At 35.9% G+C, this 22,571-nt stretch carries 25 protein-coding genes; 13 read left to right on the forward strand and 12 right to left on the reverse strand.

Going from position 1 to position 22,571, the window contains the following annotated elements:
* The first annotated feature begins 448 nt into the window (after positions 1 to 448).
* The 5 genes from ACVYAD_RS09955 (at position 449) to ACVYAD_RS09975 (ending at position 5,007) form a co-directional block, all read left to right on the forward strand.
* Positions 449 to 1,360: an ABC transporter ATP-binding protein gene (locus ACVYAD_RS09955; protein WP_476426164.1), complete on the forward strand. Its 912-nt coding sequence runs from the start codon at positions 449 to 451 to the stop codon at positions 1,358 to 1,360.
* Positions 1,357 to 2,067 (forward strand): ABC transporter permease, encoded by a 711-nt coding sequence (locus ACVYAD_RS09960; protein WP_386828651.1) that lies wholly within the window; start codon positions 1,357 to 1,359, stop codon positions 2,065 to 2,067. The genes ACVYAD_RS09955 and ACVYAD_RS09960 overlap by 4 nt, the downstream gene beginning before the upstream one ends.
* Entirely contained in the window at positions 2,068 to 2,805 is a 738-nt protein-coding gene (locus tag ACVYAD_RS09965; RefSeq protein ID WP_476426166.1) for an ABC transporter permease, read from the forward strand. It abuts the gene before it with no gap.
* A 52-nt stretch (positions 2,806 to 2,857) separates the two neighbouring features.
* Positions 2,858 to 4,120: an erythromycin esterase family protein gene (locus ACVYAD_RS09970; RefSeq protein WP_476426168.1), complete on the forward strand. Its 1,263-nt coding sequence runs from the start codon at positions 2,858 to 2,860 to the stop codon at positions 4,118 to 4,120.
* A 728-nt stretch (positions 4,121 to 4,848) separates the two neighbouring features.
* Entirely contained in the window at positions 4,849 to 5,007 is a 159-nt protein-coding gene (locus tag ACVYAD_RS09975) for a DUF1540 domain-containing protein (RefSeq protein ID WP_082172635.1), read from the forward strand.
* 46 nt (positions 5,008 to 5,053) lie between these two features.
* Here ACVYAD_RS09975 and ACVYAD_RS09980 read toward each other — a convergent pair whose 3' ends face one another.
* The 3 genes from ACVYAD_RS09980 to ACVYAD_RS09990 all read right to left on the reverse strand — a co-directional run bounded on the left by ACVYAD_RS09980 (position 5,054) and on the right by ACVYAD_RS09990 (position 7,253).
* The gene (locus ACVYAD_RS09980; protein ID WP_476426169.1) at positions 5,054 to 5,299 is read right to left on the reverse strand and encodes a group-specific protein; all 246 of its coding nucleotides are present in this window, start codon (positions 5,297 to 5,299) and stop codon (positions 5,054 to 5,056) included.
* A 122-nt stretch (positions 5,300 to 5,421) separates the two neighbouring features.
* Positions 5,422 to 6,537, reverse strand: coding sequence for a sensor histidine kinase (locus ACVYAD_RS09985; RefSeq protein ID WP_476426170.1), 1,116 nt, complete (start codon positions 6,535 to 6,537; stop codon positions 5,422 to 5,424).
* Positions 6,528 to 7,253, reverse strand: coding sequence for a response regulator transcription factor (locus ACVYAD_RS09990; protein ID WP_476426171.1), 726 nt, complete (start codon positions 7,251 to 7,253; stop codon positions 6,528 to 6,530). Before ACVYAD_RS09990 ends, ACVYAD_RS09985 begins: the two co-directional genes overlap by 10 nt.
* A gap of 157 nt (positions 7,254 to 7,410) precedes the next feature.
* Here ACVYAD_RS09990 and ACVYAD_RS09995 point away from each other — a divergent pair, with 157 nt between their 5' ends.
* The 4 genes from ACVYAD_RS09995 (at position 7,411) to ACVYAD_RS10010 (ending at position 10,675) form a co-directional block, all read left to right on the forward strand.
* The gene (locus tag ACVYAD_RS09995; RefSeq protein ID WP_476426173.1) at positions 7,411 to 8,334 is read left to right on the forward strand and encodes an ABC transporter ATP-binding protein; all 924 of its coding nucleotides are present in this window, start codon (positions 7,411 to 7,413) and stop codon (positions 8,332 to 8,334) included.
* Complete coding sequence (locus tag ACVYAD_RS10000; RefSeq protein WP_476426174.1) at positions 8,327 to 9,025, forward strand: ABC transporter permease; 699 nt, start codon at positions 8,327 to 8,329, stop codon at positions 9,023 to 9,025. The genes ACVYAD_RS09995 and ACVYAD_RS10000 overlap by 8 nt, the downstream gene beginning before the upstream one ends.
* A gap of 29 nt (positions 9,026 to 9,054) precedes the next feature.
* Positions 9,055 to 9,924 carry a DUF4097 family beta strand repeat-containing protein gene (locus ACVYAD_RS10005; protein ID WP_476426176.1) on the forward strand — a complete coding sequence of 290 codons (870 nt, stop codon included), beginning with the start codon at positions 9,055 to 9,057 and terminating at the stop codon, positions 9,922 to 9,924.
* 94 nt (positions 9,925 to 10,018) lie between these two features.
* Complete coding sequence (locus tag ACVYAD_RS10010) at positions 10,019 to 10,675, forward strand: uridine kinase family protein (protein ID WP_349659412.1); 657 nt, start codon at positions 10,019 to 10,021, stop codon at positions 10,673 to 10,675.
* Between the two features lie 80 nt (positions 10,676 to 10,755).
* On the opposite strand, the gene ACVYAD_RS10015 is transcribed toward ACVYAD_RS10010, so the two are convergent.
* From ACVYAD_RS10015 to ACVYAD_RS10025, 3 genes are all read right to left on the reverse strand, one after another.
* On the reverse strand, positions 10,756 to 11,406 hold the full coding sequence (locus ACVYAD_RS10015) for an SIMPL domain-containing protein (RefSeq protein WP_476426177.1): 651 nt from the start codon (positions 11,404 to 11,406) through the stop codon (positions 10,756 to 10,758).
* Positions 11,407 to 11,469: 63 nt separating this feature from the next.
* Complete coding sequence (locus tag ACVYAD_RS10020; protein WP_476426178.1) at positions 11,470 to 12,093, reverse strand: DUF2238 domain-containing protein; 624 nt, start codon at positions 12,091 to 12,093, stop codon at positions 11,470 to 11,472.
* A 117-nt stretch (positions 12,094 to 12,210) separates the two neighbouring features.
* Complete coding sequence (locus ACVYAD_RS10025; protein WP_079562172.1) at positions 12,211 to 12,513, reverse strand: YunC family protein; 303 nt, start codon at positions 12,511 to 12,513, stop codon at positions 12,211 to 12,213.
* Positions 12,514 to 12,716: 203 nt separating this feature from the next.
* Between ACVYAD_RS10025 and ACVYAD_RS10030 the strand changes: the two genes are divergently transcribed.
* A complete protein-coding gene (locus tag ACVYAD_RS10030; protein WP_476426179.1) occupies positions 12,717 to 13,454 on the forward strand; it encodes a polysaccharide deacetylase family protein in 738 nt (245 codons plus the stop codon).
* An 87-nt stretch (positions 13,455 to 13,541) separates the two neighbouring features.
* Here the strand turns inward: ACVYAD_RS10030 and ACVYAD_RS10035 are convergent, their stop codons facing one another.
* Positions 13,542 to 13,802 carry a hypothetical protein gene (locus ACVYAD_RS10035; RefSeq protein WP_349659408.1) on the reverse strand — a complete coding sequence of 87 codons (261 nt, stop codon included), beginning with the start codon at positions 13,800 to 13,802 and terminating at the stop codon, positions 13,542 to 13,544.
* Between the two features lie 107 nt (positions 13,803 to 13,909).
* On the opposite strand from ACVYAD_RS10035, the gene ACVYAD_RS10040 reads away from it, so the two are divergent.
* Positions 13,910 to 14,698: a DUF2268 domain-containing putative Zn-dependent protease gene (locus tag ACVYAD_RS10040; protein ID WP_476426182.1), complete on the forward strand. Its 789-nt coding sequence runs from the start codon at positions 13,910 to 13,912 to the stop codon at positions 14,696 to 14,698.
* A gap of 85 nt (positions 14,699 to 14,783) precedes the next feature.
* Here ACVYAD_RS10040 and ACVYAD_RS10045 read toward each other — a convergent pair whose 3' ends face one another.
* The 3 genes from ACVYAD_RS10045 to ACVYAD_RS10055 form a co-directional block, all read right to left on the reverse strand.
* Positions 14,784 to 16,106 (reverse strand): CitMHS family transporter, encoded by a 1,323-nt coding sequence (locus tag ACVYAD_RS10045; protein WP_349659406.1) that lies wholly within the window; start codon positions 16,104 to 16,106, stop codon positions 14,784 to 14,786.
* 105 nt (positions 16,107 to 16,211) lie between these two features.
* Positions 16,212 to 16,925: a response regulator gene (locus ACVYAD_RS10050; protein WP_476426184.1), complete on the reverse strand. Its 714-nt coding sequence runs from the start codon at positions 16,923 to 16,925 to the stop codon at positions 16,212 to 16,214.
* Between the two features lie 2 nt (positions 16,926 to 16,927).
* The gene (locus ACVYAD_RS10055) at positions 16,928 to 18,514 is read right to left on the reverse strand and encodes an ATP-binding protein (RefSeq protein WP_476426186.1); all 1,587 of its coding nucleotides are present in this window, start codon (positions 18,512 to 18,514) and stop codon (positions 16,928 to 16,930) included.
* A gap of 262 nt (positions 18,515 to 18,776) precedes the next feature.
* Here ACVYAD_RS10055 and ACVYAD_RS10060 point away from each other — a divergent pair, with 262 nt between their 5' ends.
* Together ACVYAD_RS10060 and ACVYAD_RS10065 are read left to right on the forward strand one after the other, a co-directional pair.
* Entirely contained in the window at positions 18,777 to 19,289 is a 513-nt protein-coding gene (locus tag ACVYAD_RS10060; RefSeq protein WP_349659403.1) for a DNA-deoxyinosine glycosylase, read from the forward strand.
* Positions 19,290 to 19,808: 519 nt separating this feature from the next.
* Positions 19,809 to 20,318 carry a transporter gene (locus ACVYAD_RS10065; protein ID WP_476426188.1) on the forward strand — a complete coding sequence of 170 codons (510 nt, stop codon included), beginning with the start codon at positions 19,809 to 19,811 and terminating at the stop codon, positions 20,316 to 20,318.
* 480 nt (positions 20,319 to 20,798) lie between these two features.
* Here the strand turns inward: ACVYAD_RS10065 and ACVYAD_RS10070 are convergent, their stop codons facing one another.
* Both ACVYAD_RS10070 and ACVYAD_RS10075 read right to left on the reverse strand, forming a co-directional pair.
* Complete coding sequence (locus ACVYAD_RS10070; RefSeq protein ID WP_476426190.1) at positions 20,799 to 21,290, reverse strand: SRPBCC family protein; 492 nt, start codon at positions 21,288 to 21,290, stop codon at positions 20,799 to 20,801.
* Positions 21,291 to 22,311: 1,021 nt separating this feature from the next.
* Positions 22,312 to 22,497 carry a hypothetical protein gene (locus ACVYAD_RS10075; RefSeq protein ID WP_476426192.1) on the reverse strand — a complete coding sequence of 62 codons (186 nt, stop codon included), beginning with the start codon at positions 22,495 to 22,497 and terminating at the stop codon, positions 22,312 to 22,314.
* Positions 22,498 to 22,571 lie beyond the last annotated feature (74 nt).

Here is a 22,571-nt window from a genome sequence, read left to right on the forward strand (position 1 = left end):
AATGTACGCTATGTAAATAAGTTGATCTTCGTTACGACTGGGCGACTCCTTGGGGATCAGCAATAGAGGAACTGAGGCTAAGAGCATCACTTCCTGTGATAACGCCTCTGTGACCAACATCGGTGCGGCAGCAACAAATGTTTTAACTGTGCGAAAGCGAAGCGACAGCAACAAATGTTTTAACTGTGCGAAAGCGAAGCGACAGCAACAAATGTTTTAACTGTGCGAAAGCGAAGCGACAGCAACAAATGTTTTAACTGTGCGAAAGCGAAGCGACAGCAACAACAAATGTTTTCTGTAGCGAAAGCAAAGCGGCAGCAACAAAACGCACAGCCGGAACGGAAATCAACCCACGTAATGATAAAATGTCTTTTTTAAACAAAATTTAACCTTGAACCTTACCTATTTTTAACCTTCATTTCTTATGATAATTACAGAGGTGAGGACAATGGAATATATCGTACAAACAGAAAACTTATCAAAGAGCTTTGGTAAAGAGCAAGCTGTATCAAATATAAATTTAAAAATACGCAAAGGTGAAATATATGGATTTTTAGGACCGAATGGAGCGGGGAAAACGACGACAATTCGTATGCTTCTTGGCCTAATGAAGCCATCTTCTGGGACTATTAAAATGTTCCAAAAAGATTTAACGAAGGAAAGAATTAATATTTTATCAAAGGTTGGTTCATTAGTAGAGAACCCTTCTTATTATCCACATTTAACGGCCTATGAAAATTTAGAAGCGTTAAGAAAAATTTTAGGTGTACCGAAGTCACGTATCGATGAAGTGTTAGAAATTGTTCGTTTGAAGGATGCCGCAAATAAAAAAGTAAAGGGCTTTTCTCTTGGGATGAAACAGCGTTTAGGTATAGCTGCATCGTTGTTACATAATCCTGAATTACTTATTTTAGACGAGCCAACGAATGGTCTTGATCCATCTGGTATTATCGAAATTCGTAATTTGATTAAACGACTGCCTTCAGAGTATGGAATGACAATTATTATTTCAAGCCATCTATTATCTGAAATTGATCAAATGGCTACGCAAGTAGGTATTGTGACAAAGGGAAAAATGATTTTCCAAGATTCAATTGAAGCAATGCGTAGATTTGCCCAGCCAAAGGTAGTCATTAAAGTGAGCGACGGTGAAAAGGGCTGGCGTTCATTAGTAGCTAATGGTATTAAGGCAGAACATAAGGATGACCTCATTTTATTTGATGAATGCTCAGATGAAAAGGTTGCACATATTGTACAAATCCTTGTACAAGAAGGCATATCGGTTTACCGAGTAGAGGAAGAGAAACGATCTTTAGAGGATATTTTCCTTCAAATGACAACAGGAGAGCAAGCGCTATGATAGGGAAACTGTTAACTTCTGACTTTTTGAAAATTAAACGCAAAGGATTATGGTTTTTAACAGCTTTAGGACCAATAGGTGTTGTTGCTCTACAAATGGTGAATTACGGTGTAAGAAGGGACTATTTGTTAGAGCAAAGTGAGGACGATTGGGGCTACTATTTATTAAATGTTCATTCATTTACACCACTTGCTATCGTTTTAGGGATTGCTATTTTAACTTCATTTATAGCGAGCATTGAAAATGAAACGAACGCGTGGAAGCAATTAATTGCACTACCGGTGTCTAAATTAACGGTGTATTTATCAAAGTTCACTGTTCTAGCAATTCTACTGTTCTTGTCTTCCACGATTTTAATGCTAATGACACTGGCATACGGAGTCTTTTTAGACTTAGGCGATAGTACACCATATATGGAGATTGCTAAATTTGCTTATTATCCATATTTTGCAGCGCTGCCAATATTGGCACTTCAACTTTGGATTGCAAGCGTTTGTCATAATCAGGGGATCCCAATTACAGTAGGTATTTTCGGCGTGATTTTTGCGTATTCCTCCTTTGTATTGCCGGATTGGATGATTTGGAAATGGCCATCTTTAATGAATCAATGGGATGAGCCCGTTATAAATGTCATGCTTGGAATCAGCATTGGTATTTTGCTGTATATTATCGGAATGATAGATTTCGCTAGAAGGGATGTAAAGTAAATGTGGTCAATACTGAGCGCTGAATGGTTTAAACTGCGAAAATCTAAAATGGTGCCAATCATTTTAGCAGGGCCGATAATCGGACTTTTTATCGGATTAACATCAAACTTAGAATCTAATACGCAAGATCTTGATGTGAATCCTTGGTACATTTCTTTGTTTTCAATGAATTTAACATACGCATTATTGTTTCTACCTTTAATTGCAGGGGTACTTGCAAGTCTTATTTGTAGATATGAGCATCAATCTGGCGGTTGGAAACAGCTTTTAGCATTGCCGGTAACAAGAGGGAAAGTGTTTGCTGCAAAATACGTGTTAATTATGATTCTTATGATGGCGATGCAATTACTATATTTATGTTCAATATTTGCTGTAGGTATGTTAAAGGGCTATACAGACCCTCTCCCGATGGAAATTGTCTGGAAGAGCATTATCGGAGGATGGGTAGCAACATTGCCATTAGTAGCTTTGCAGTTGTGGATGTCTATCATGTTTAAAAGCTTCGCTGCTCCATTTGCAGTTAATGTAATTTTTACTTTACCTTCTATATTAGCAATCAATTCAAAAACTATCGGACCTTACTATCCATGGGCGCAACCATTTTCAATGATGTATGTTGGAGGCAATACGGACGATGTATTCTTCGTGCCTTGGGATCAATTATTAACAGTTGTAGGAGGAGGTTTCTTACTGTTTTTCCTTGGAGGATATTTATATTTCCAACGAAAAGCTGTATAAAGTGCTGCTAACGCGGAATAACTTTTTTATAAATAAAGGGAGGCTTTTTTAAATGGTACTTGTTAAAAGGAGTTTTTTGTTAATTTCAACAATATTTCTTGTGTTTGTTTTAGCGGGATGGGGAAAGGTAGAGGCTGTTAAGGATGCTTCAAAATATACATCCGCGGTTGAAAATATCGATATTCCAAATGACGTGAAAGTAATTGGTTTTGGAGAAGCGACACATGGTAACGTTGAATTCCAAACTTTAAAGAAGGATGTATTTCAAGCTTTAATAAAAAATGAAAATGTTCGTGTTTTTGTGTTAGAAGGGGATTTTGGTGGCGCTCAGCAAATTAATCAGTTTATTTTAAATGGTACTGGCACAGCTGAGGAAGCGGTAAAAGCATTGGATTATGGTATTTATAAAACAGAGCAAATGATTGAGTTTGTTCAGTGGATGCATGATTACAACATGACTGCCAATGAGAAAGATAAAATTTATTTTTACGGTAACGATATGCAACGCTATGACTATAGTAAAAAAGGGTTACTAGACTATTACGAAGTGGTCAATAGTGAAGGTGCTAAGCAATATAAGGCACAGCTAAAAGATGCGACGAATAAAACAATGAGAGATTTATCTAGTAGTCAGCTAGAGGAACTTGACAAAAATATGGATGCAATCATAAAGGATTTGCAAACAAATAAAGATTCTTATGAGAAGAAATCGTCGAAAGAAGCTTATTTACTTGCTGCTCAATATGCGCAAATTATGAAACAGCGAACACAATTGTTTTTAAGTGATAGTAATTATGCGAATCTTCGTGATGAATATTTAGCAAACAACTTACAATGGATCGTTGATTTTGAAGGTGCTCGAGGTCATGATAAAGTACTGATGTCTGCTCATAATGGACATATAGAGAAAACTTCGGCGAATCTGGCAGGGTACAAATCTATGGGCCAATACTTAGACGAAGTATATAAAGATGCCTACTTTGCTATTGGGACTGACTTTGTTAAAAATACGTTTCAGGCACAAAATGAGTCTGGCGTAAGAAAAGAGTATACAATTAAGCACCGAAATGCATTAATAGATGCTTTCAGCGAAGTGAAGGAAAATATATTCTATGTAGACTTTAAAAAGGCTAATGAATCTGCGGATTTAGCTAACATCTTAGCAAAAAAACAAAGAATGGGTAATGTCGGAGATGACTTTAGCGTTTGGTATAAGTTTATGAAGATGCTTTATACAATTAATATGACACCCTCTGAGGCATATGATGGCATTATAATTGTGCAAAAGGCAACACCAACAAAGGTTATTGATTAACGTGAAGAAAAATTATTGTGACAATGAAATTAAAGTATGACTTTTATGGCAAAATGAGGGGTTGATTTCCGTTCCGACTGGGCGCTTTGTTGCTGCAGCTACGCTTTCGCACAGAGCAAAGCTTCCTGGGGGCGTCCTATGAGCCGCTTCACTCGCGATGCTCGCTCCAGGGTCTCGGGCCAACAGATGTTTTTTGCGCGAAAGCGAAGCGGCAGCAGCACCGATGTTGGTCACGAAGACGTTATCACAGGATGTGATGCTTTTAGCCTTCGTTCCTCTATTGCTGGTCCCCAAGGAGTCGCCCAGTCTCCACTCAACCACTACTTTGGGTGTGTTTTTTTAGATGTCACTTTAATTTATAGTAATAAAACAATATGTCAGCAACAATGGATTGTCTGTGGGAAAGCGAGACAGGCGAGACCCTGCACGGAGCGAATGTTTTTCGTGCGAAAGCGTAGTGCTAACGCAGCGACAGCAACGTAGCGGAGGAAGCTCTGCTTTGCACGAAAGCGAAGCGTCAGCGACAAAGCGAATAGCCTGGAACGGAAATCACACTCACACTCACTTAGAGAGCCGCAACATTCACAAAGATTTCTTTGACCATTTTGTTTTTCAACATTATGAAATCGAAGAATAATGATGTATATTTCCGTTTCATTACACCTTCTATAACTAAGTATTGAATACCTCGATTTTGTTAATGATAAAAAAGAGGAGGTGTAAAAACGATGGCACAAGAAATTCTTTGTGAAGTCAATAACTGTACATTTTGGAACTCTGGAAACAGATGTGGTGCAGAAAAAATTTATGTTGTAAGTCAAAAAGGACAACAGGCATCTAACAGTGAAGAAACAGATTGTAAAACATTTAATCCTGAAACACATTAAATGTTTTAAGGGTAACCATATAAATGGTTACCCTTTTCCTATATCTTTATAAATAGACATTCACTTTTTCTTTGTTAAACAAAAGCGTATGAGCATTTTTCACTTTTTCCTCTACATAATCTAATGAATACTTTCCATAGGAATCTGTTAAGTCACCAATCGCACGAGATAAATTATCAATAACAGGAATCAACGTTTCTAAGTGAGTAAGTACTCCACCGTTATTCATTTCATCAGTAATTTCATGAGCAAGATGTTGAATCTTTCGTAATCGCAATTTTTCAGATTGCATGAAATCCTCCTTGTTGAACCAATTTATGATGCTTAAATATATGTCCAACAATATAATTTCATGAATGATTCCAATAGCCCTTCACATTGCTCGGATCGACCAATCCACAGCTTAGGCGAAATCTAAAAGTGTTCAAGTCCCATATTATTTTTAGGCAACGTAATAATAAACGTTGTTCCAATAGAAGATTCGCTCTGTACAGAAATAGTGCCATTATGAGCTTGAACGAGTTTATAGACGATCGCCATGCCCAGTCCAGTACCTTCAGAAGAAGATTCTGTAGTAGTTCCACGATAATATTGTTGGAATATATTTTCCATCATGTGTTGAGACATCCCTACGCCGTTATCCACAATGTGGATTTCTACATGCTCAACTCTATCGGAAATCTGTGTATAAATATTTGTGTTAGATGGATTGTGGATAATGGAATTCATAAGAATGTTTTGTAATATGCGTTGCATGAATTTCGTATCAAAGTCAATGTTTATAACAGATGTATCAGTTTTAAAGTGCAATATATAGTCATTTGCTTGTGGATTGTTGCTTATGTTCGCAACAATTCTTCTTGTGAAATCCACAATATCCTGCTCAGTTTTATGCAAGGGTAACTGACCATCTGTATTATTAAGCTGAATAACGAGACTTAAATCTTGAATAAGCTCCTCCATATGCATGCCTTTATCTGCAATCTCTTGAATAAAAGAACGAGCTTCATCCTTAGACCAATCGTATTGTTCGTTTAATAATAGAGTAGAGTAGCCTGTAATATACGTTAATGGTGTTTTTAAATCATGTGAAATACCAGCAATCCATTCCTGTTTTGCTTGTTCAACCTCTTCACGTTCTGTTTCAGCAGCTTTTAATTTTCCTGATAAGGATTGTAGGTGTTGAAGTACTTCTTGATATAGCATATAACGCATATGGAGCTTTCCTTTGCGTGTATAAATTTTAGATAGTCCAACAGGCTGTTTGTAGTTTTCCTGTGATAGCTGATGGATCCAAGACATTATAAAACCAAGAGGACCCCCAAAATACCAACCAAATACGGCAATACAAGCAAGGGTGCTAAACCCAAAAATCCATAGAACTAGTAAATTCTCATAATCCTCACTCACAGATTTTTTAAAGAGTGGAAGAATACCTTCGAGACCGATAATTATACAAATACCACTCAAAATCATCCACAGAATAATCCCCAATGCAAGATGCAACGTAAATCGAGTGTTTATTCGCATAGTGAATCCTCTTTCGGGGGAATGAATTTATAGCCAATGCCCCTTAAATTCACAATTATTTTAGGCTTACGTGTATCATCCCCAAGCTTTTTCCTTAGCTTTGAAATATGAATCGTTACGGTTTTCTCCTCGCCATATACATCATTTCCCCACACGAATTCATAAAGCTGTGAAGTTGTGAAAATACGATTTGGATTTTTACAAAAGAAATGCAGTAGCTCTAGCTCTTTAGCTGTACATTCCACGAGCTGATTGTTAACGGTTAATGTAGCCGATTCAGGATTTAGAGCAAAGTAACCGAAATCAAATTTTGTATGCTGCTGTTGCTGAGAACGCTCATACATTTTTTGACGTCGAAGGATGACCTTTATTCGGGCGACTACCTCTAAAGGATTAAAAGGTTTTGTAATATAATCATCTCCACCGATACCCAATCCCGTTAATTTATCAAAATCAGTAGAGCGAGCACTAACAAAAATAATGGGTGTGTTTGAATGCTTACGTATTTCTGTGCAAAGTTCAAAGCCACTTATATCTGGTAGCATAATGTCGAGCAAAATAACATCGTACTGATTTTCTTTTACAAGCTGTAGTGTACTTTTTCCCGTTGAGGCAGTATCAATATTTATAAAGTTTTCTTTTCGTAATGTAATTTCTAATAATTTTAATATACCAATCTCATCATCAACGATTAGGATTTTTTCAGTAGTTTCCATTTTTATCCCTCATTTCAATTTCATCATAACAGCTTCTAATCTTTATATCCGTATTCTCTTGAAAAAATTACTGTCATTTTCCATCGAGTTTACTTTGATTTTACTTTCACTTATTAAGCTTAATGTAACGAATTCAAAATAGTAGGGAGTAAATAACATGGAAACCGTTATTCAAATACATCAATTAAGTAAAAGCTTTAAAGGAGTCAAGACCGTATCGAATGTCAACATGAACATTAAGAAGGGAGAAATTTATGGGTTTTTAGGTCCGAATGGGGCTGGAAAAACGACGATCATGAAGATGATTTTAAACTTAGTAAAACCAACTTCAGGTGAAATTAAAATAATGAATCAATCCATTTCTACTACTTCATATCAATACTTGAGCAAAATAGGCAGTATTATCGAGTATCCGGAATTTTATGAAAGACTAACAGCTAAAGAAAATTTAGAGCTTCACTGTGAGTATATTGGAGTTTATGAAAAGGGAGCAGTGGAGGAAACGCTAGAGATAGTAGGTCTCAATGGTGTTGAACATAAAAAAATACACGAATTTTCGCTTGGGATGAAGCAAAGGCTAGGCATCGCACGGGCAATTGTCGCAAAACCAGAAATCCTAATTCTTGATGAGCCGATTAATGGTCTCGATCCTATAGGCATTAAAGATATACGAGAGCTTTTATTGCTGTTAAAAGAAGAGCATGGAATCACTATATTAATATCAAGTCATATCGTATCAGAAATTGAATCGATAGCAGATACAATTGGTATTCTTCACAGTGGTAAATTATTGAAAGAGGTGAAGATGGAGGATATTCGAAAAGAGAATATGGAGTATTTGGAGATTAAAATAGACGATGTGAAAAAAGCAATTCCTGTGCTAGAGAACAAGTTAGGTATTCGGAAATATGAAATTGTGAATCAACATTGTATTCGAATTTTTGAACATGACAATTCTCAATCTCAAATTAATAAAGAACTTGTTTTAAATGACATTGTTGTCAATGGAATTAAAAAACAGCAACAGCATTTAGAAGAGTATTTCTTAAATCTTATTAATGGAGGGAATCAAATTGCATAAACTGCTAAGGCTTGAATGGAAAAAGAATTGTATGACTGGCTATTTTAAAGGTTTAATCATTTGTATTATAGGGATTTTTACTGCAGTTGCACTTATGGCAATAGGCGGTGATGGCGAGAGTGAGTTTTTAAATTATACAGAATTTATGTCGTTAACAGATATTTTAATCCGAATAGTTTTTATTATTTTTTCAAGTGTGATTTTAGCTCGTTTAGTTATTGATGAATATAAAAATAAGACAGTTCAATTATTATTTACGTATCCATTAAAAAGGAAAAAACTTATTCTTGCTAAGCTTTCTTTAGTTTTCGGATTTTGTTTTTTTAGCATTATGATTGCAACTTTTATGATTAATATCGCTGTTTATTTTTTAAATCCGATGATTGGTTTGTTTGAAACACCTGTTGAGATTCAAGAGATGGTAGCTACTATACCGTCAACCTTTATCAATGCATTTATGATGGCTGGGGTAAGCTTAATTCCTTTGTACTTTGGTATGCGAAAAAAGTCGACAGCTTCGACAATTACGTCAGCTGTTTTAATTGGATTCGTTATTAATGCAACAGTTTCTGATGGAACTACTTCTTCAAGTCTATATCAAATAATTGCTGTGCCAATTACTTTGTGTTTATTAGGGCTTCTTATTGGTTATCTGTCTTATCGAAAGGTAGATAAAGTGGATTTAACATAATACCCATCAATGAGAAATGAGGAGATAAAGTGAAAAAAGCTATAATTATTCTTATATTAATAATTGTTTGCGCAGGTGTAGTGCTCGTTCTTAAAGTAAATAGCGAACAGAGCTTTAAAAAGCAACAGACCTTTGATGCGCAACAAATTGAAGAATTAGAAATAAATAATGAAACGTGGAACATTTTATTGGAAAGTACTGACTCTAATGATCTGACAATTGCGATTGATGGAAAGCAACAAAAAAAGCAAAATGCTCCGGTAGAAATTAAACAGGACGGTAAAAAAATTAACGTACTTCAACATGATACTGAAGAAGGTTTTTTTAAAAACATTAGCATTGGAGATAAAGGAACAATTCGTATTTCTATTCCGAATAACACAGTGCATAACATTGGGGTAAGCAATAGCAATGGTGATATTAACATTAATAATTTAACAACAAAAGACATTATAATCTCCAGTGATTCAGGATATAAGGTCATTAAAGGATTAGTGGCAGATAAGGGTGAATTTACATCGCAGGATGGGGAATTGAAGATGATGGATAGCACTGTGAATGAATTAACGATTGCTGCTACGAATGGTGATAGCTACATTACTAGAGTCTCTAGTCCACAAATGAAAATTACTGCTGGAAACGGTGAAGTACTTATGAAAGAAATGGATGAAGAAAAATCAACATTTATAGAAACCGGGTCAGGAGATATTTCAGTATTCTATAAACATGCACCAAAGTCATTAGAGGTGGTAGCTAGCAGTAAATCCTCTGATATTATTGTTGATTTACAAGGATTTAAGAAAGAAACACATACTGAAGATTCGATGAAAGGTAAAATTGGCGAAGCTACAAAAAGATTAGAAATAATTAGTGAATCTGGTATAATTCAGGTAAAATAGCACTATAAAAACTAAAAATTGTAAATGATTTCTGAGCAGTAGTTAATATCAATGAGATTTTGAGTTAAATATGAAAGCAACAGCGGGGGGAAAAATGGATAGGTTATTGCAAGATATCGTTACTTGGATCAAAAAAGAAAATAAATCAATTATTATCGGAATTTCTGGACATGGTGCAGCAGGAAAAACAACGTTTGCCAATAGGCTTATGCACCTTCTGAATCATGATGACGTAAATTATATTAATACGGACCCATATATTGTTAGTTCGGATATACGAAAGCATACAATTATCAATTATCCTTATCGAAACGAGCAGCATCATTTTAAAATGACAGCTTGCCATCCAGCGGCGCATCATTTACCTTCTTTGGAAAGAGACATTCAAATGGTTAGAAAAGGCCTGGATTTATTGACAATAGATACGCACTATATGAAAAGTGCGTTAATTTCTTCAAAAAATAAAGTAACTATTGTAGAAGGAATGAGTGTAGCATTTATTAATCCAAAGCTATTTGATTTGAAAATTTATTTTTATACAGATAATGATACGGAAATGAAGAGACGGTCATACCGGGATGTAGTTGAAAGGGGAGCGGATATCCATTATTTAAAGCAGTCGCATGAAGAACGTCGAATTCAATATGAATTGTTTATGCATTCGTATAGTCAGTATTTTGATATTATTGTTAAAACTTCTGATGAACTAGTATGTCTAGAAAAAAATACGTTTGAATTTAACTACAGATAATCTCAAATTGTAACTACAAGCTTAAATAACTTTAAAAGCCTTCATGCTATTCAAGCAGAAGGCTCATGTAAGGATACAAATTAATATTGAAATTTCACTCGAACAGTCGCATGAACGGCTATTTGCCCTTGTTCAATAGGCGTAGAAATGGCGGAGTCAGTCATCGCCATCGATCTATATAGGACAGGTCTATTTTTATGTTCCTCAACGATTTCGATTGGTTGAAGCTGGACGGGCAAATGCATCGTCTCTGCAATCGTTTTAGCTTTCATCTGGGCATTATGAAGGGCTAAACTAAGAGCTTGTTGATAATAGGCATCTTCGTTGTCAATGTCGAATTGGATAGAGGAAATACGATTTGCACCATTGTCTACTGCTGTGTCAATAATTTTACCAATCCGACTCGTATCCGTGACTTTAACGGTAATAGCATTTGTTACTTCGTAGCCATTAAAAATCTGTTTGCCATCTTCATAATCATAAATTGGTGAAATAGTATAGACAGCTGTTTGAATATTTTCTCTAGGTATATGGAGAGCTAAAAGAGATTGGATAACACGATTCATCACTATTGTATTTTCTTGTTGCGCATCTTGTACATTTTTTCCTCTTGAATGGACTTCTATTTGAAGTTGAACATAACTTGGAGTAGCCATTACTTCTCCATTTCCAGTGACAGCAATCACGCGAGATACATGGGGTGGTTGTTGACTAACACTTGCATAGTACATAGAGTACCACCTTTCGAATGGTTCATACTTGTTATCCTATGCAAGCTACAGAAGAAAATTGATTTACTTTGCCTGCCTTCTCAACAATTTATCATGGAGTTTTGTAAATAGCAGTAAAGCCAAAATTGTCCCAAGGAAGGCCGAAAGCATGTCCCATTGTGCATCCCATCGATCTCCTTGCATACCTACAAAATCTTTCGCTCCTTCACTCCCTTTTGAAATTTTTGTACTGAGCCATTCAATGATTTCATAGAGAGAAGCAATAGCAAGGAGTATACTTATGGATATGCCTGTTAACCAGGCGCCTTTAACTAGTGGTGTTTTTCGTATTAATATTTCTCTTATGACAATGGCCATCAAACCTTTTAGGAAATGCCCAAATCGATCGTAGTCATTTCGTTGTAAGTGAAACTCCTCTTTAATCCAGTTAAAAAGTGGAACCTCCGAATAAGTATAGTGTCCACCGATGAATGTTAAAATAGACAAAAGGGCAATGATAAAATAAGAAAGTGTTGTAAGGCGAAACTTGTTATAAATAGCGACTACAATAATAATTGCAACGACTGCAGGACTAACTTCTACGAGCCAATCTAAATAGGAAACTGGTTTTATGACAGACCACACGAAAATAATAAGTACTATTAACAACAAAATCACATGTATTTTCCGATGATTATCTTTAGACAAAACAAACACTCCTTTTGTCTAAAGTATAGGAATAGAGTAAATAGCTTATACACTTTTACATAGGACTGAAGAAAAAAGCGCCTAGTCGTATTGCACTGACGCTTTGTAATAATTTTGTTATACCATTCTTAATAATGCCTCTACACCAGACATTCCTTCAGAAATACCAAGTTGATGCGCTTCATATGTCACAGATTCTAATGGAGCTGTCAATAACTCATCTATCGTTTTCACGCCAACTGCTCGACCGGCAATAATTTTCCGATCTGCTAAACGGTCATTTAATAGACCAACATCTAAAGCTCCACACATAATGTACCCCGTGTCGTTAGAAATTGTTAGCAGTGTTGTTTTTGGTAATTGAACAACTATTGCAGTGAAAAAATGGCCTTTGATCATAATAGGCTCAATTGTTACCATCCGAAATCACTCCTTTTCTCTATATACATATGGCGATAGTTAAAAAGGTGTTCGATATTTTTATTAAAAAAATTATTAGGTACCAAAGATGACCAGTGTTTTAAGAGGAGAAAACAGCCAAACCTTCATAAGTATAATTCATTGTAATTCGTAAATAGTAAGTTGACGGAGTTATGTGAATTTGAACTTGGGAGGTGATGCTTATGACACGCAAATATGTATTGGTTATATCCCTATTTTTTTTAATCATATCGGTAATTTCTACAGTAGTGACAACCTATGCGGATAAAGGTCGACCTTATTATGAGGAGACAGGGGAAGTTGTATGGGACATTAACGTAAAAGACAAAATAATTGCTCTGACTTTCGATGACGGCCCTCATCCCGAGTATACGGCAGCTATTTTAGATTTATTGGCTAAGTATGATGCAAAAGCGACGTTTTTTATTATTGGAAAAAATGCAGAAAAATATCCAGACCTTGTTTTACGATCTTTTTCAGAAGGGCATGAGCTTGCCAATCATACGTATTCACATCCGTTTAAAGCTTCCATAGCTGAATTACAGTCACAATTACGTAAGACAAAGGAAATAATTTATAGTATTACTGGATTTGCACCAGTATTGTTCCGTCCAGTAGGTGGTAATTATAATGATCAAATGATCAATGCCGCTGTAAAGGATGGATACAAAGTAGTGATGTGGTCTTGGCATCAGGACACTCAAGATTGGAAACAGCCAGGGGTCAATAAAATAGTGCAAAAAGTGATGAAGGGAACGGAGCCAGGTGATGTTATTTTGTTCCACGATGGAGGCGGCAATCGTACGCAGACCATCAAAGCGTTGGAAGAAATATTGCCAAAACTGAAGAAACAAGGCTATACATTTGTCACAATATCCGAGTTGATTAAAATCAAACAGCAACAAGAGCAAGTGCAATGAGGACAATAAGCCATCTCAGTAGATTGAAATGGCTTATTTTTTCTCCATGTCTTCGCGCAACGGATAGTAAAATTAATCATTTCAATATTACCAAAATAGTAGTGGTGCTAGGGCAATTCCGGCAACTACCCCAAATGCGATTCCAATTCCAAAACCTGCTCCTGCTCCTCCGAAACCCCAACCCCATCCTAAACCATAACCACCAAATCGTCTATCAGGTAGAATCCATACTTGTCTTCTATCCACCCTAGTTATTTCTCCATAATGTACTCTGCCACATCTTTCTTCAATCCTTACACGTTTACCATGATATTGACAACAAAGATTATAAGTATCAGCTGGATTCACAAACTATCCCTCCTTTCGACTTCCTTACAAGCTAATATATGCGGTTGCGAACATTATCACTAGCCGATTGACTACTTTAGACATAAGCTAAAGTAAGGGGGGAATGTATGTCAGTAATACCAACAGATGAGTGGCTCAATGAATTAATAGCTAGTCAAAAGCTAAATCACAAAAGTTTTGAGGACTTACAACGCTCTATTATTTGCAGTCGTTTAGTAGAGGTTTTTATTGGCGGATCTCTAGATGAAATCCAATTTGAGTTACTGCAACAGGGACTTTTTCAGTCACATGAAAAAATAGATATTAACAAGTTAAAAAAACAAAATGTTTGGGAAGTAGTGCAGAAGGAATTTATTTATTTAAAGGAGAGATGGAGCGGTCCAAATATACCAATCTATATCTTCCCAATCACGAAGGAGCAAACGATTACTAAGAAAAACGGTGTTGCCTATCCAAACGCTATGTTTTTATATATAGGAGAGCTTGAAAAGCAGGAGCTTAAAGCGTTATTTGCACATGAGTATAACCATGTTTGTCGTCTGCAATATGTTAATAAATCGCTAGACGAAGTGACTTTATTAGATTCTTTAATTTTAGAAGGATTAGCAGAATGTGCAGTGGAGGAAATTTACGGGGATAAATGGTTAGCACCATGGTTGAGGTACTACTCATTGAATAAGATGCTAGAAATTTGGAAGGAGCATTTTTTGCCTCAAATCAATATTCAAGGATTAAACAATCATATTGAATTCTTATATGGTGGAAAGCTTCCTCAATGGATAGGATATTGCATTGGTTACGAAATAGTAAGGACCTATATAAAAAATCATTCATCAAATAAACTTCATGAAAAAAGTTCAGAGGAAATACTTGCTGGCTCTGATTTTTCTTTATAAGACGCTACCTCTATAAAAATAGCCAGCTGCCGATTCACTACTCGACAACTGGTACTATATTTCATCTCCAACATTCGGTGATGAGTTAGATAGCAATAATTCCTAATGCTACTGCAATGAATAGTAAAGTAATGCTCAATCCCCACATCCAGAAGAAAGAGTATTTTAAGTGTTTCCCCATTTCTAAGCCTGATAAGCCTAAAGCTAACCAAACGGCAGGGGCAAGTGGCGATACAAATGTACCTACAATATTACCAATAATCATCGCATAGGCAGTTGAAAGAGAATCAATATCGAAAGATAAGCCAATCTGTTCAACTACAGGGAATAAAGCGAAGTAATATGCATCCGTACTTAATAATAAATCAAACGGTACCCCTAAAACCCCGATAATGATATGCAAATAAGATGATAGGGCTGATGGTAGTATGTGTACGGCGTTGTTGGCAATTGCAGTTAACATCCCAGTACCATTAAGTATGCCTAAAAATAATCCAGCGGCAATAATGATAGACGCCATCGTTAAGGCATTCGGAGCATGTGCTCGCACACGTTCCATTTGTTCTTTAGGAGAACGATAGTTGATTGGCAAGGCGATGGCGACGCCAATTAAAAAGGCTAATCCTGCTGGTAAAATACCTGCAACTAATATTCCGATAACAAGAACAGTAACTATTGCATTAATCCACAATAGTTTTGGTCGTTGTAAGCTTGTGTCTACTTCTGATGAAACAACTCCTTGTGTAATAGTATGATCATCATTTGTGAAGTCCAGGGTACCGTATTGTTTCAGAATACGCCTCTTTTCTCTAAAACCAAGGAACACCGCTAAAGCTAACATTAAAACGACACCAATGATTTGAATAGTGATTAAAGGATACCAAAGTTCAGTTACATCTGTCTCTAAAACTGAAGCAACACGACCTAATGGGCCACCCCAAGGAATCATATTAATAACTGCTGCTGCTCCCCCAACTAATAACAGCAAAAGATATGGATTCATCCGTAAACGTAAATATAAAGGCAGTAATGCTGGGATTGTAATTAAAAATGTTGAAGCTCCAGAACCGTCTAGTTGCGCTACTACAGCAATTATCACTGTTATCACTGCAACGACAATAATGTTTCCTTTTGAAAGCGCAATCATTTTATTAATCAATGGCTCGAATAAACCTACATCCTGCATAATACCAAAGAAAATAATAGCGAATATAAACATAACAGCTACGTTCATCACAGAGCTTAATCCAGAACTAAAGAATTCTCCCAATTCATCGAAGTTAAAGCCAGCTATGAATGCAGCTACGATAGGTGGTATAACCATTGCTACAAGTGGTGATACACGACCACTAATTAGTAGAGCAACAATAATAATAATTGTTAAAAAACCGATTATACTTAGACTCAAAAGTATTTCCTCCCTTTGCGATTAATCATTCAGATTATTTAAAAAATATCACAGTGCTAAAGAGAGGAAAATAATATAATCATATGTTAAATAAATAACATAATATTAGTTTTGTTCATAAGTTCCATGAAAAACATATTTCCGTTCAGGTCTTCCAACGGTACCGTAAATTAGTTTTGTCTCTAAAAACTGCTCACCAACTAAGTATTCTAAATAACGGCGAGCTGTTGAACGACTAGAACCGATTAGATCACTTAATTGTGAGGCTGTGAGCTCTTGGGTTTTGAGATCTTCAAAAATGCTTTTAACAATTTGTAATGTGTGCAAATCAATCCCTTTTACAAAGGTTTCTTCATCTACTACCTTATTGTTTGATTCATTGTAAAATAAAGAATCAATGTCATTTTGAGTGACATTTTTGCTATTTTGAAATAAACGAAGTTCCTGCAAATACTTCTGAAATGCGCGTTGAAGTCGTTGCTCTTCAAAGGGCTTTATTAAATAATCTAAAATTCCTAAGTCTACTATATCCTTTATTAAACTTATTTCAGTTGCTGCTGATATTACGATAATTTTTATAGATGGATAGAGGTGACGTATATGACTTACTAATGTGCTACCTTCAACATCCGGAATATATAAATCTGTTAATATAATTTCTGGTAAGTTAGAAGTCATCTCCAGCTTTTCAATCGTTTCTTTTCCTGTGCGTAAATTTTCAGTGACGATAAAACCTTCTATATTATGAACATAATCGGCATGAATTTTTGCTACTCTAAAGTCATCTTCAATAATCCATACACTTTTTAATGTTATCATTCTCAAATGTCTCCTTTAGGAACTATAATTAAAAAACATGCTCCTGATAAATCACCGGAATCCAATAAAATTTCCCCATGTATCTCCTGAAGAGCTTTCTTGCTTATAGCAAGTCCATGGCCGCGGTCTAATCCTTCTTTAGTCGATATACCCTTTGTAAAAATTTTATCGTAAATATTGTGATTAATACCGGGTCCATTGTCTTGAATCTCAAATAAGTAATGATTTTTATAATTGTTGATGGATAGTCGAATTATTTTATCTGAGGATTCCCAGCTTTTTAAAGTTTCAATAGCGTTTTGAAGTACATTACCAAGAGCTGTTAGGATAGCATCTTCTTGCTGTTTAGATAATTCGATAGATGAAGAAATTTCGTTTAGCTCGAGTTTAATCCCCAGTTCTGCGGCTTCTGCAATTTTCCCCTGAATTAAGGCAAGTAGAAGTGGGGTAGTTATCTTGCTATTTAAAAAAGCTTGGTTTTTAAGTTGTATGTTTCGTTCTTCTTTAATAAAATCAATGGCTTCGTTGTAATGTTTATGAACAAGTAAACCTAAAATGATATGAAGCTTATTAGCGAATTCATGAGTATAGGCTCGTTGAACATTCGCATACTGCTTCATCTGTTTTAATTCATCAGTGATTTTTTGGATATCTACTTTTTTTCTAAAGGTGTATAACGAACCAATTTTCCTTTTCTTTTCAACTAAAGGCACTTTATTTAAAATAATAATATGCTCATCAAGTGGTAGCTCTAAATTATGAATGTTTTGCTCTGCAACAATTTTAGGCGTAAAAATATGTTCAATTTTTGCACCCATCCAGTCTGAGAGAGATTTATTGTGAGCCGAATCTAGCATTTCATAAGCACTCTTATTAATGGTAGTAATTTGATTAAAATGATTGACAGCCAGTATACCCTCTGCGGTTGTTTCTAAAATGACCTTGTTTTGTTGATATAATTTAGCAATTTGAATAGGCTCCATATTAAACAACAATTTTTTTATATAAACGGAAATTGCTATTGCACCTAATATGCCTATTAAAAGAATAATTACGGTGTATTTGCTCCATTTGTGAATATAGCTTTCGATGATTGTGTCGATATTTTCTGTTAAAAAACCGACAGATACAACACCGATAATTTTATTGTCTAATAGGATAGGGGCTTTACCTCGAATCGATTCACCTAGTGATCCTATAGTTTTAGAAATATAAGCTTGTCTATCTAGCAATGCTGCATCGTTGTCTCCGCCAATCATTTTTTCTCCAATTTTATCTTTTAAAGGATGTGAATAACGAATTCCTTCAGAATTTCCAACGACAATATATGCTGCGTCAATTTCTTTTCTTAAAGGTTCGACGATTGGCTGGATTATTTCACTTGGCTCTTCTTTTTTGAATGCCGCAATAATCTCTTCTGTAGATGCGAGGGTTTTTGCAATATTTAATGCTTCCATCCCCATCTGTTTTTCTGTCGTATCGCGAATATGTTCTTGTAAAAGATATATAAACAGTCCACATATTAAAAGGATCAGGATACTTATTAAAAAAATCATTCTAGCCGTAAGAGACTGGAACCAACTTCTCATATTTTCACCTCTATGTAGTTTAAATACTCGTCATTTACTAAAGTGGCAGCATGTTGACAAAAACATCTTAAAAAGAGTGCATTTGATTTAGTCTATCATAAATATCCAACAAATAGAGAAAGACCCTTTCTTAGGAACGTGCCGGTTGAAACGGAAGTCACCCCAAGTTATGGTGATGAGACTGAACTTTAATATGTGATACATGCCCTTCAATGACATGGCCACAAATCTTCCGCTACAATAGAAGGAAGGAGTGATTGTCATGTCAAATGAACTTAAAAATGTATTACCACCGGTTATAGATTTGTCTACGAAGGTGCTAATTGTCGGCTCGATGCCAGGAAAGCAATCATTAGAGAAGCAGCAATATTATGGGAACCCGCGCAATCACTTTTGGCCGATTATTGGAGAAATAGTAGAAGTGGTTATACCGCAGGATTATGGAGAAAGGTTAAAATTGCTAAAGAACCATCATATTGGTCTTTGGGATACAATAGAGTCGTGTGAGCGTAAAGGAAGCTTAGATGCTGCTATTCGTAATGAAAAGCCGAATGATTTTAAAACGCTTTTTGCACACTATCCTAATATTGAGTTAGTGCTTTTTAATGGTGCAAAGGCATTTGAGGTGTTTAAAAAGCATATCGGCCTTGCGATTTTAGATGGTCGAGCATATCAAAAAATGCCTTCGACAAGCCCAATACCAGGGAAGAATATTAAATCTTTTGAAGAAAAGCTTGAGGATTGGCGAGTGATGCACTCTTATTTGTCTAGATGACAAAAAATCCTCTTCGTTTAGTTTTGCATGAGGGAGAGGATTGTGAGCATTATTTAATAGATGAGGGTGACATTACTGCCATGTGTCGTAGTAAGATCCTGCTGGGCTATAAAAGCATTTAAAATGGTATTTTTCAGCTAAGGCAAAACTTTTCTCTTCGTCGTTAAATCCGATTGTCATCACCTGAGTACCGAATTTTCTCGGATCTGAATTAATTACTCTTATTCAGCGCCCATTCATCTTCGCCGACTACATCATAAGAAAAGTTTTCCCACATAACAAAATCGATATATGGTGCAGTATAATCCAAATCCCAAGGGACAATAAAATTGTAGTAATTAGTAAAATTATTTTTCGCATAAGCACCCCTTTTCTTGAAAAAATACCTTTTCTTATAGAATGTTCACCGTGGAAATACGAATGCAGTTTAGGTCGACTAAATACAAGGCTAATAGGCAATTGCTCAACGGTTATTAGCCCTCCTACATATATTGAATTATGTAAAAGGAGGGGTTTATCATGAGCAATCCATATGAACAGATTATGCCATTTCCAGAATCCGATTTCGAACCTTCATTCGGACGACCTGGTTTTGGCCAATCACCATCATTTAGACCGCCTGGTTTTGGTCCGCCACCATCGTTTGGCCCGCCAGGTTACGGCCCACCACCATCGTTCGGTCCACCTGGTTTTGGTCCACCATCATCATCTAGACCACCAGGTTACGGCCCACCGCCATCGTTTGAACCACCTAGCTTTGGCCCACCACCAGCAGGTCAAATGCCTCTAGGTCCACCACCTAGCTTTGCACCATCAACTCCACCATTCGGAATAGGTACAAGTGGTATTCGGTCATGCCTATTTAGAAATACGTATATATGGATGTTTAATGGATCAAGCTTTTGGTTCTTCCTAACTTCTGTAGGAAGAGAGTTTATTACAGGGTTCCGATGGAGTAGCAGAAGTGGCTGGCGCTTCCAAACTATTGCAAGAAGAAATATTCGCTCGTATGAATGTTCGAGATGGTAATTAAGAGCATGTCTATGAAATAAAGTTGTCATTTTAAATAAAGTATAGCTATTCAGCAAAATGAGGGATTGATTTCCGTTCCGACTGGGCACTTTGTAGCTGCCGCTTCGCTTTCGCACAGAGCAAAGCTTCCTGGGGGCATCCGATGAGCCCGCTTCACTCGCGTTGCTCGCTCCAGGGTCTCATCTGTGACGCTGATCCCCAAGGAGTCACCCAGTCTCCACTCCAATCAACCACTTCACATGGCATGTATCTTCTCGTATGTCACTCTAAGTTATAGCGAAAAATACGAAAGAGAAGTGCAAGCGAAGCGGCAGCAACAGTATCATGATCTGTGCGAAAGCAAGTAGCATGGAACGAAATCAACCTCATTTAAAGCACCGCAACATGCACTAAGACTTCCTTACCTATTTTGTTTTTCAACATTTAAAAACCCCTAGGGCATAAAGTTCACACCCTAGGGGTTTATTCTTGATATGCTTAAATCTTCTCTACGTAAGCAACTAGTTGCTTATACTCTGCAAACCACTTTTGCCATTCTTCCATTGGGAATTCTTCATGTACCGTTCCATTTAATAAATCCGAAAGTAGGCCTAAGCATATATGCCACCCGGCTAAATCTTTAGGGGTATGCTCAGTTAGCTCACCAATCGATTCAAGCAATACTAATATGGAGCCGCTGCCAGAGGGGGAGAGTTCAAATCTAACTGTATCTTTGCCCCAATCAAATTCGAGCACTTCCTTCTCAACATAGTCTGTAATTGTTATTTCCTGAAAAGCATTTGTTCCATCATTCATATTAAAGTGGATTTTGCCGTTCTTTCGAAGATCAATAATTTCTAAGTTATTCATCCATTTTTGAAGCTTTTCATTCTCTGTTAAAACGGCCCAAACGGCATCAACTGAATGTGACAGCGGACGGTTAAATTTCACGATATAGCGATTATGTTGATTTTGAATAGTAGCGAGCATGGGAGTCCTCCTTATTTTATTACTCTTATCATAGACTCCCTCTACAGTCCTTGTCATGCATATTAATGGGACGGTTTTGTATGAGTGAATTAATTCAATATTTAATAGTAAATCTTAATTACGCTGTTAAAAGAAAAAGATATATTTTGTAGGTGTTTCAGCAGTTGAGCTATAAGCTATTGTGGAGGAATTTAATTAGCTAATTTATGTAGGGGGCTTGGATTGCGTTTTTCATATTCAGTCAGCTATTGTTCTGCGAATATTTTCGATAGAAGGTACTCACTAAAGAAAATAATACAGAAACAAGTACCCCAATTAACAGATGGCGAAGGAAACCCTTAGCTACACATTGGTCAATAACCCATATTCCAAACGCAAGACTTATTGTAAAAGTAATACTAATCATAAATTTTTGCATATGATTATCTCACTTCCGTTTTATTGGTTCTATTCTTTGTATAAGTAAGGGGATTTATAGTAATGATTCTGATGTTATTTTCTTGTTAGAACCATATATTGTAAAGGTTGTTCCGGATAAAAGAATGACTATAGGATGTTGCTTATATGCCATCATAATCTTATTCAAAACATAGCTGGTGCTCACTACAAAATTTCGCTAGTTATTTTTTCTAAAATACATAAGAGTTCCTGAACATATACATGCAATTATGCCCAACCCATAGAGTTTAATAAAAAATGACGCATTTTCAATGATTGCTACAACTAAGGCAACACAAAAAAATATAAATAAGGGAAGTATTCTTTGTATCTTTGATTTTTTCATTATATATTTCTCTCTTTATTTATTTTTTGTTTGAATTAAATTTCCTCTATTAATAGTCCAAAATTTAATCTTTATTTCGAAAAAGTTTTTGATCAAATTAATCACGAATTTTACAATAGCCTCTTTAGGAAAGAGCACTTCCGTTTTGTTAAATTTGTGTCTAACAATTGGGTGCAGATTAGTAGAGGTTTTTCATTTTTTTGAATGTGAATAATCCAGTTAACATTGTTCTCGATACTAAAGCTCTTTCTCTCTTTTAGTTACAAATAATGAATATAATAAAACAATTGCCAAAAAGATTACACCGAATAAATAGAACCAGAATACGGTCGTATTTTCTCCCCATTGAATTATTACATGGCGTAAAAGTGTAATAAATAAGACTAACATAGGGATAAGTACAGCTTTACTATTAATCATCATTGTTCACCACCTATCTTTTTCTTATTTGCTTTGCTACATCCATTCAACCTTTGAAACTATTTTCTTCCATACTT

The organism is Lysinibacillus sp. G1-3 (assembly GCF_056322905.1).

Bases quoted from the DNA above. Each gene is read 5' to 3' on its own strand.
- ACVYAD_RS09955 (WP_476426164.1), top strand. From the start codon at position 449: ATGGAATATATCGTACAAACAGAAAACTTATCAAAGAGCTTTGGTAAA.
- ACVYAD_RS09960 (WP_386828651.1), top strand. From the start codon at position 1,357: ATGATAGGGAAACTGTTAACTTCTGACTTTTTGAAAATTAAACGCAAA.
- ACVYAD_RS09965 (WP_476426166.1), top strand. From the start codon at position 2,068: ATGTGGTCAATACTGAGCGCTGAATGGTTTAAACTGCGAAAATCTAAA.
- ACVYAD_RS09970 (WP_476426168.1), top strand. From the start codon at position 2,858: ATGGTACTTGTTAAAAGGAGTTTTTTGTTAATTTCAACAATATTTCTT.
- ACVYAD_RS09975 (WP_082172635.1), top strand. From the start codon at position 4,849: ATGGCACAAGAAATTCTTTGTGAAGTCAATAACTGTACATTTTGGAAC.
- ACVYAD_RS09980 (WP_476426169.1), bottom strand. From the start codon at position 5,299: ATGCAATCTGAAAAATTGCGATTACGAAAGATTCAACATCTTGCTCAT.
- ACVYAD_RS09985 (WP_476426170.1), bottom strand. From the start codon at position 6,537: ATGCGAATAAACACTCGATTTACGTTGCATCTTGCATTGGGGATTATT.
- ACVYAD_RS09990 (WP_476426171.1), bottom strand. From the start codon at position 7,253: ATGGAAACTACTGAAAAAATCCTAATCGTTGATGATGAGATTGGTATA.
- ACVYAD_RS09995 (WP_476426173.1), top strand. From the start codon at position 7,411: ATGGAAACCGTTATTCAAATACATCAATTAAGTAAAAGCTTTAAAGGA.
- ACVYAD_RS10010 (WP_349659412.1), top strand. From the start codon at position 10,019: ATGGATAGGTTATTGCAAGATATCGTTACTTGGATCAAAAAAGAAAAT.
- ACVYAD_RS10015 (WP_476426177.1), bottom strand. From the start codon at position 11,406: ATGTACTATGCAAGTGTTAGTCAACAACCACCCCATGTATCTCGCGTG.
- ACVYAD_RS10025 (WP_079562172.1), bottom strand. From the start codon at position 12,513: ATGGTAACAATTGAGCCTATTATGATCAAAGGCCATTTTTTCACTGCA.
- ACVYAD_RS10030 (WP_476426179.1), top strand. From the start codon at position 12,717: ATGACACGCAAATATGTATTGGTTATATCCCTATTTTTTTTAATCATA.
- ACVYAD_RS10040 (WP_476426182.1), top strand. From the start codon at position 13,910: ATGTCAGTAATACCAACAGATGAGTGGCTCAATGAATTAATAGCTAGT.
- ACVYAD_RS10050 (WP_476426184.1), bottom strand. From the start codon at position 16,925: ATGATAACATTAAAAAGTGTATGGATTATTGAAGATGACTTTAGAGTA.
- ACVYAD_RS10055 (WP_476426186.1), bottom strand. From the start codon at position 18,514: ATGAGAAGTTGGTTCCAGTCTCTTACGGCTAGAATGATTTTTTTAATA.
- ACVYAD_RS10060 (WP_349659403.1), top strand. From the start codon at position 18,777: ATGTCAAATGAACTTAAAAATGTATTACCACCGGTTATAGATTTGTCT.
- ACVYAD_RS10065 (WP_476426188.1), top strand. From the start codon at position 19,809: ATGAGCAATCCATATGAACAGATTATGCCATTTCCAGAATCCGATTTC.
- ACVYAD_RS10070 (WP_476426190.1), bottom strand. From the start codon at position 21,290: ATGCTCGCTACTATTCAAAATCAACATAATCGCTATATCGTGAAATTT.
- ACVYAD_RS10075 (WP_476426192.1), bottom strand. From the start codon at position 22,497: ATGATGATTAATAGTAAAGCTGTACTTATCCCTATGTTAGTCTTATTT.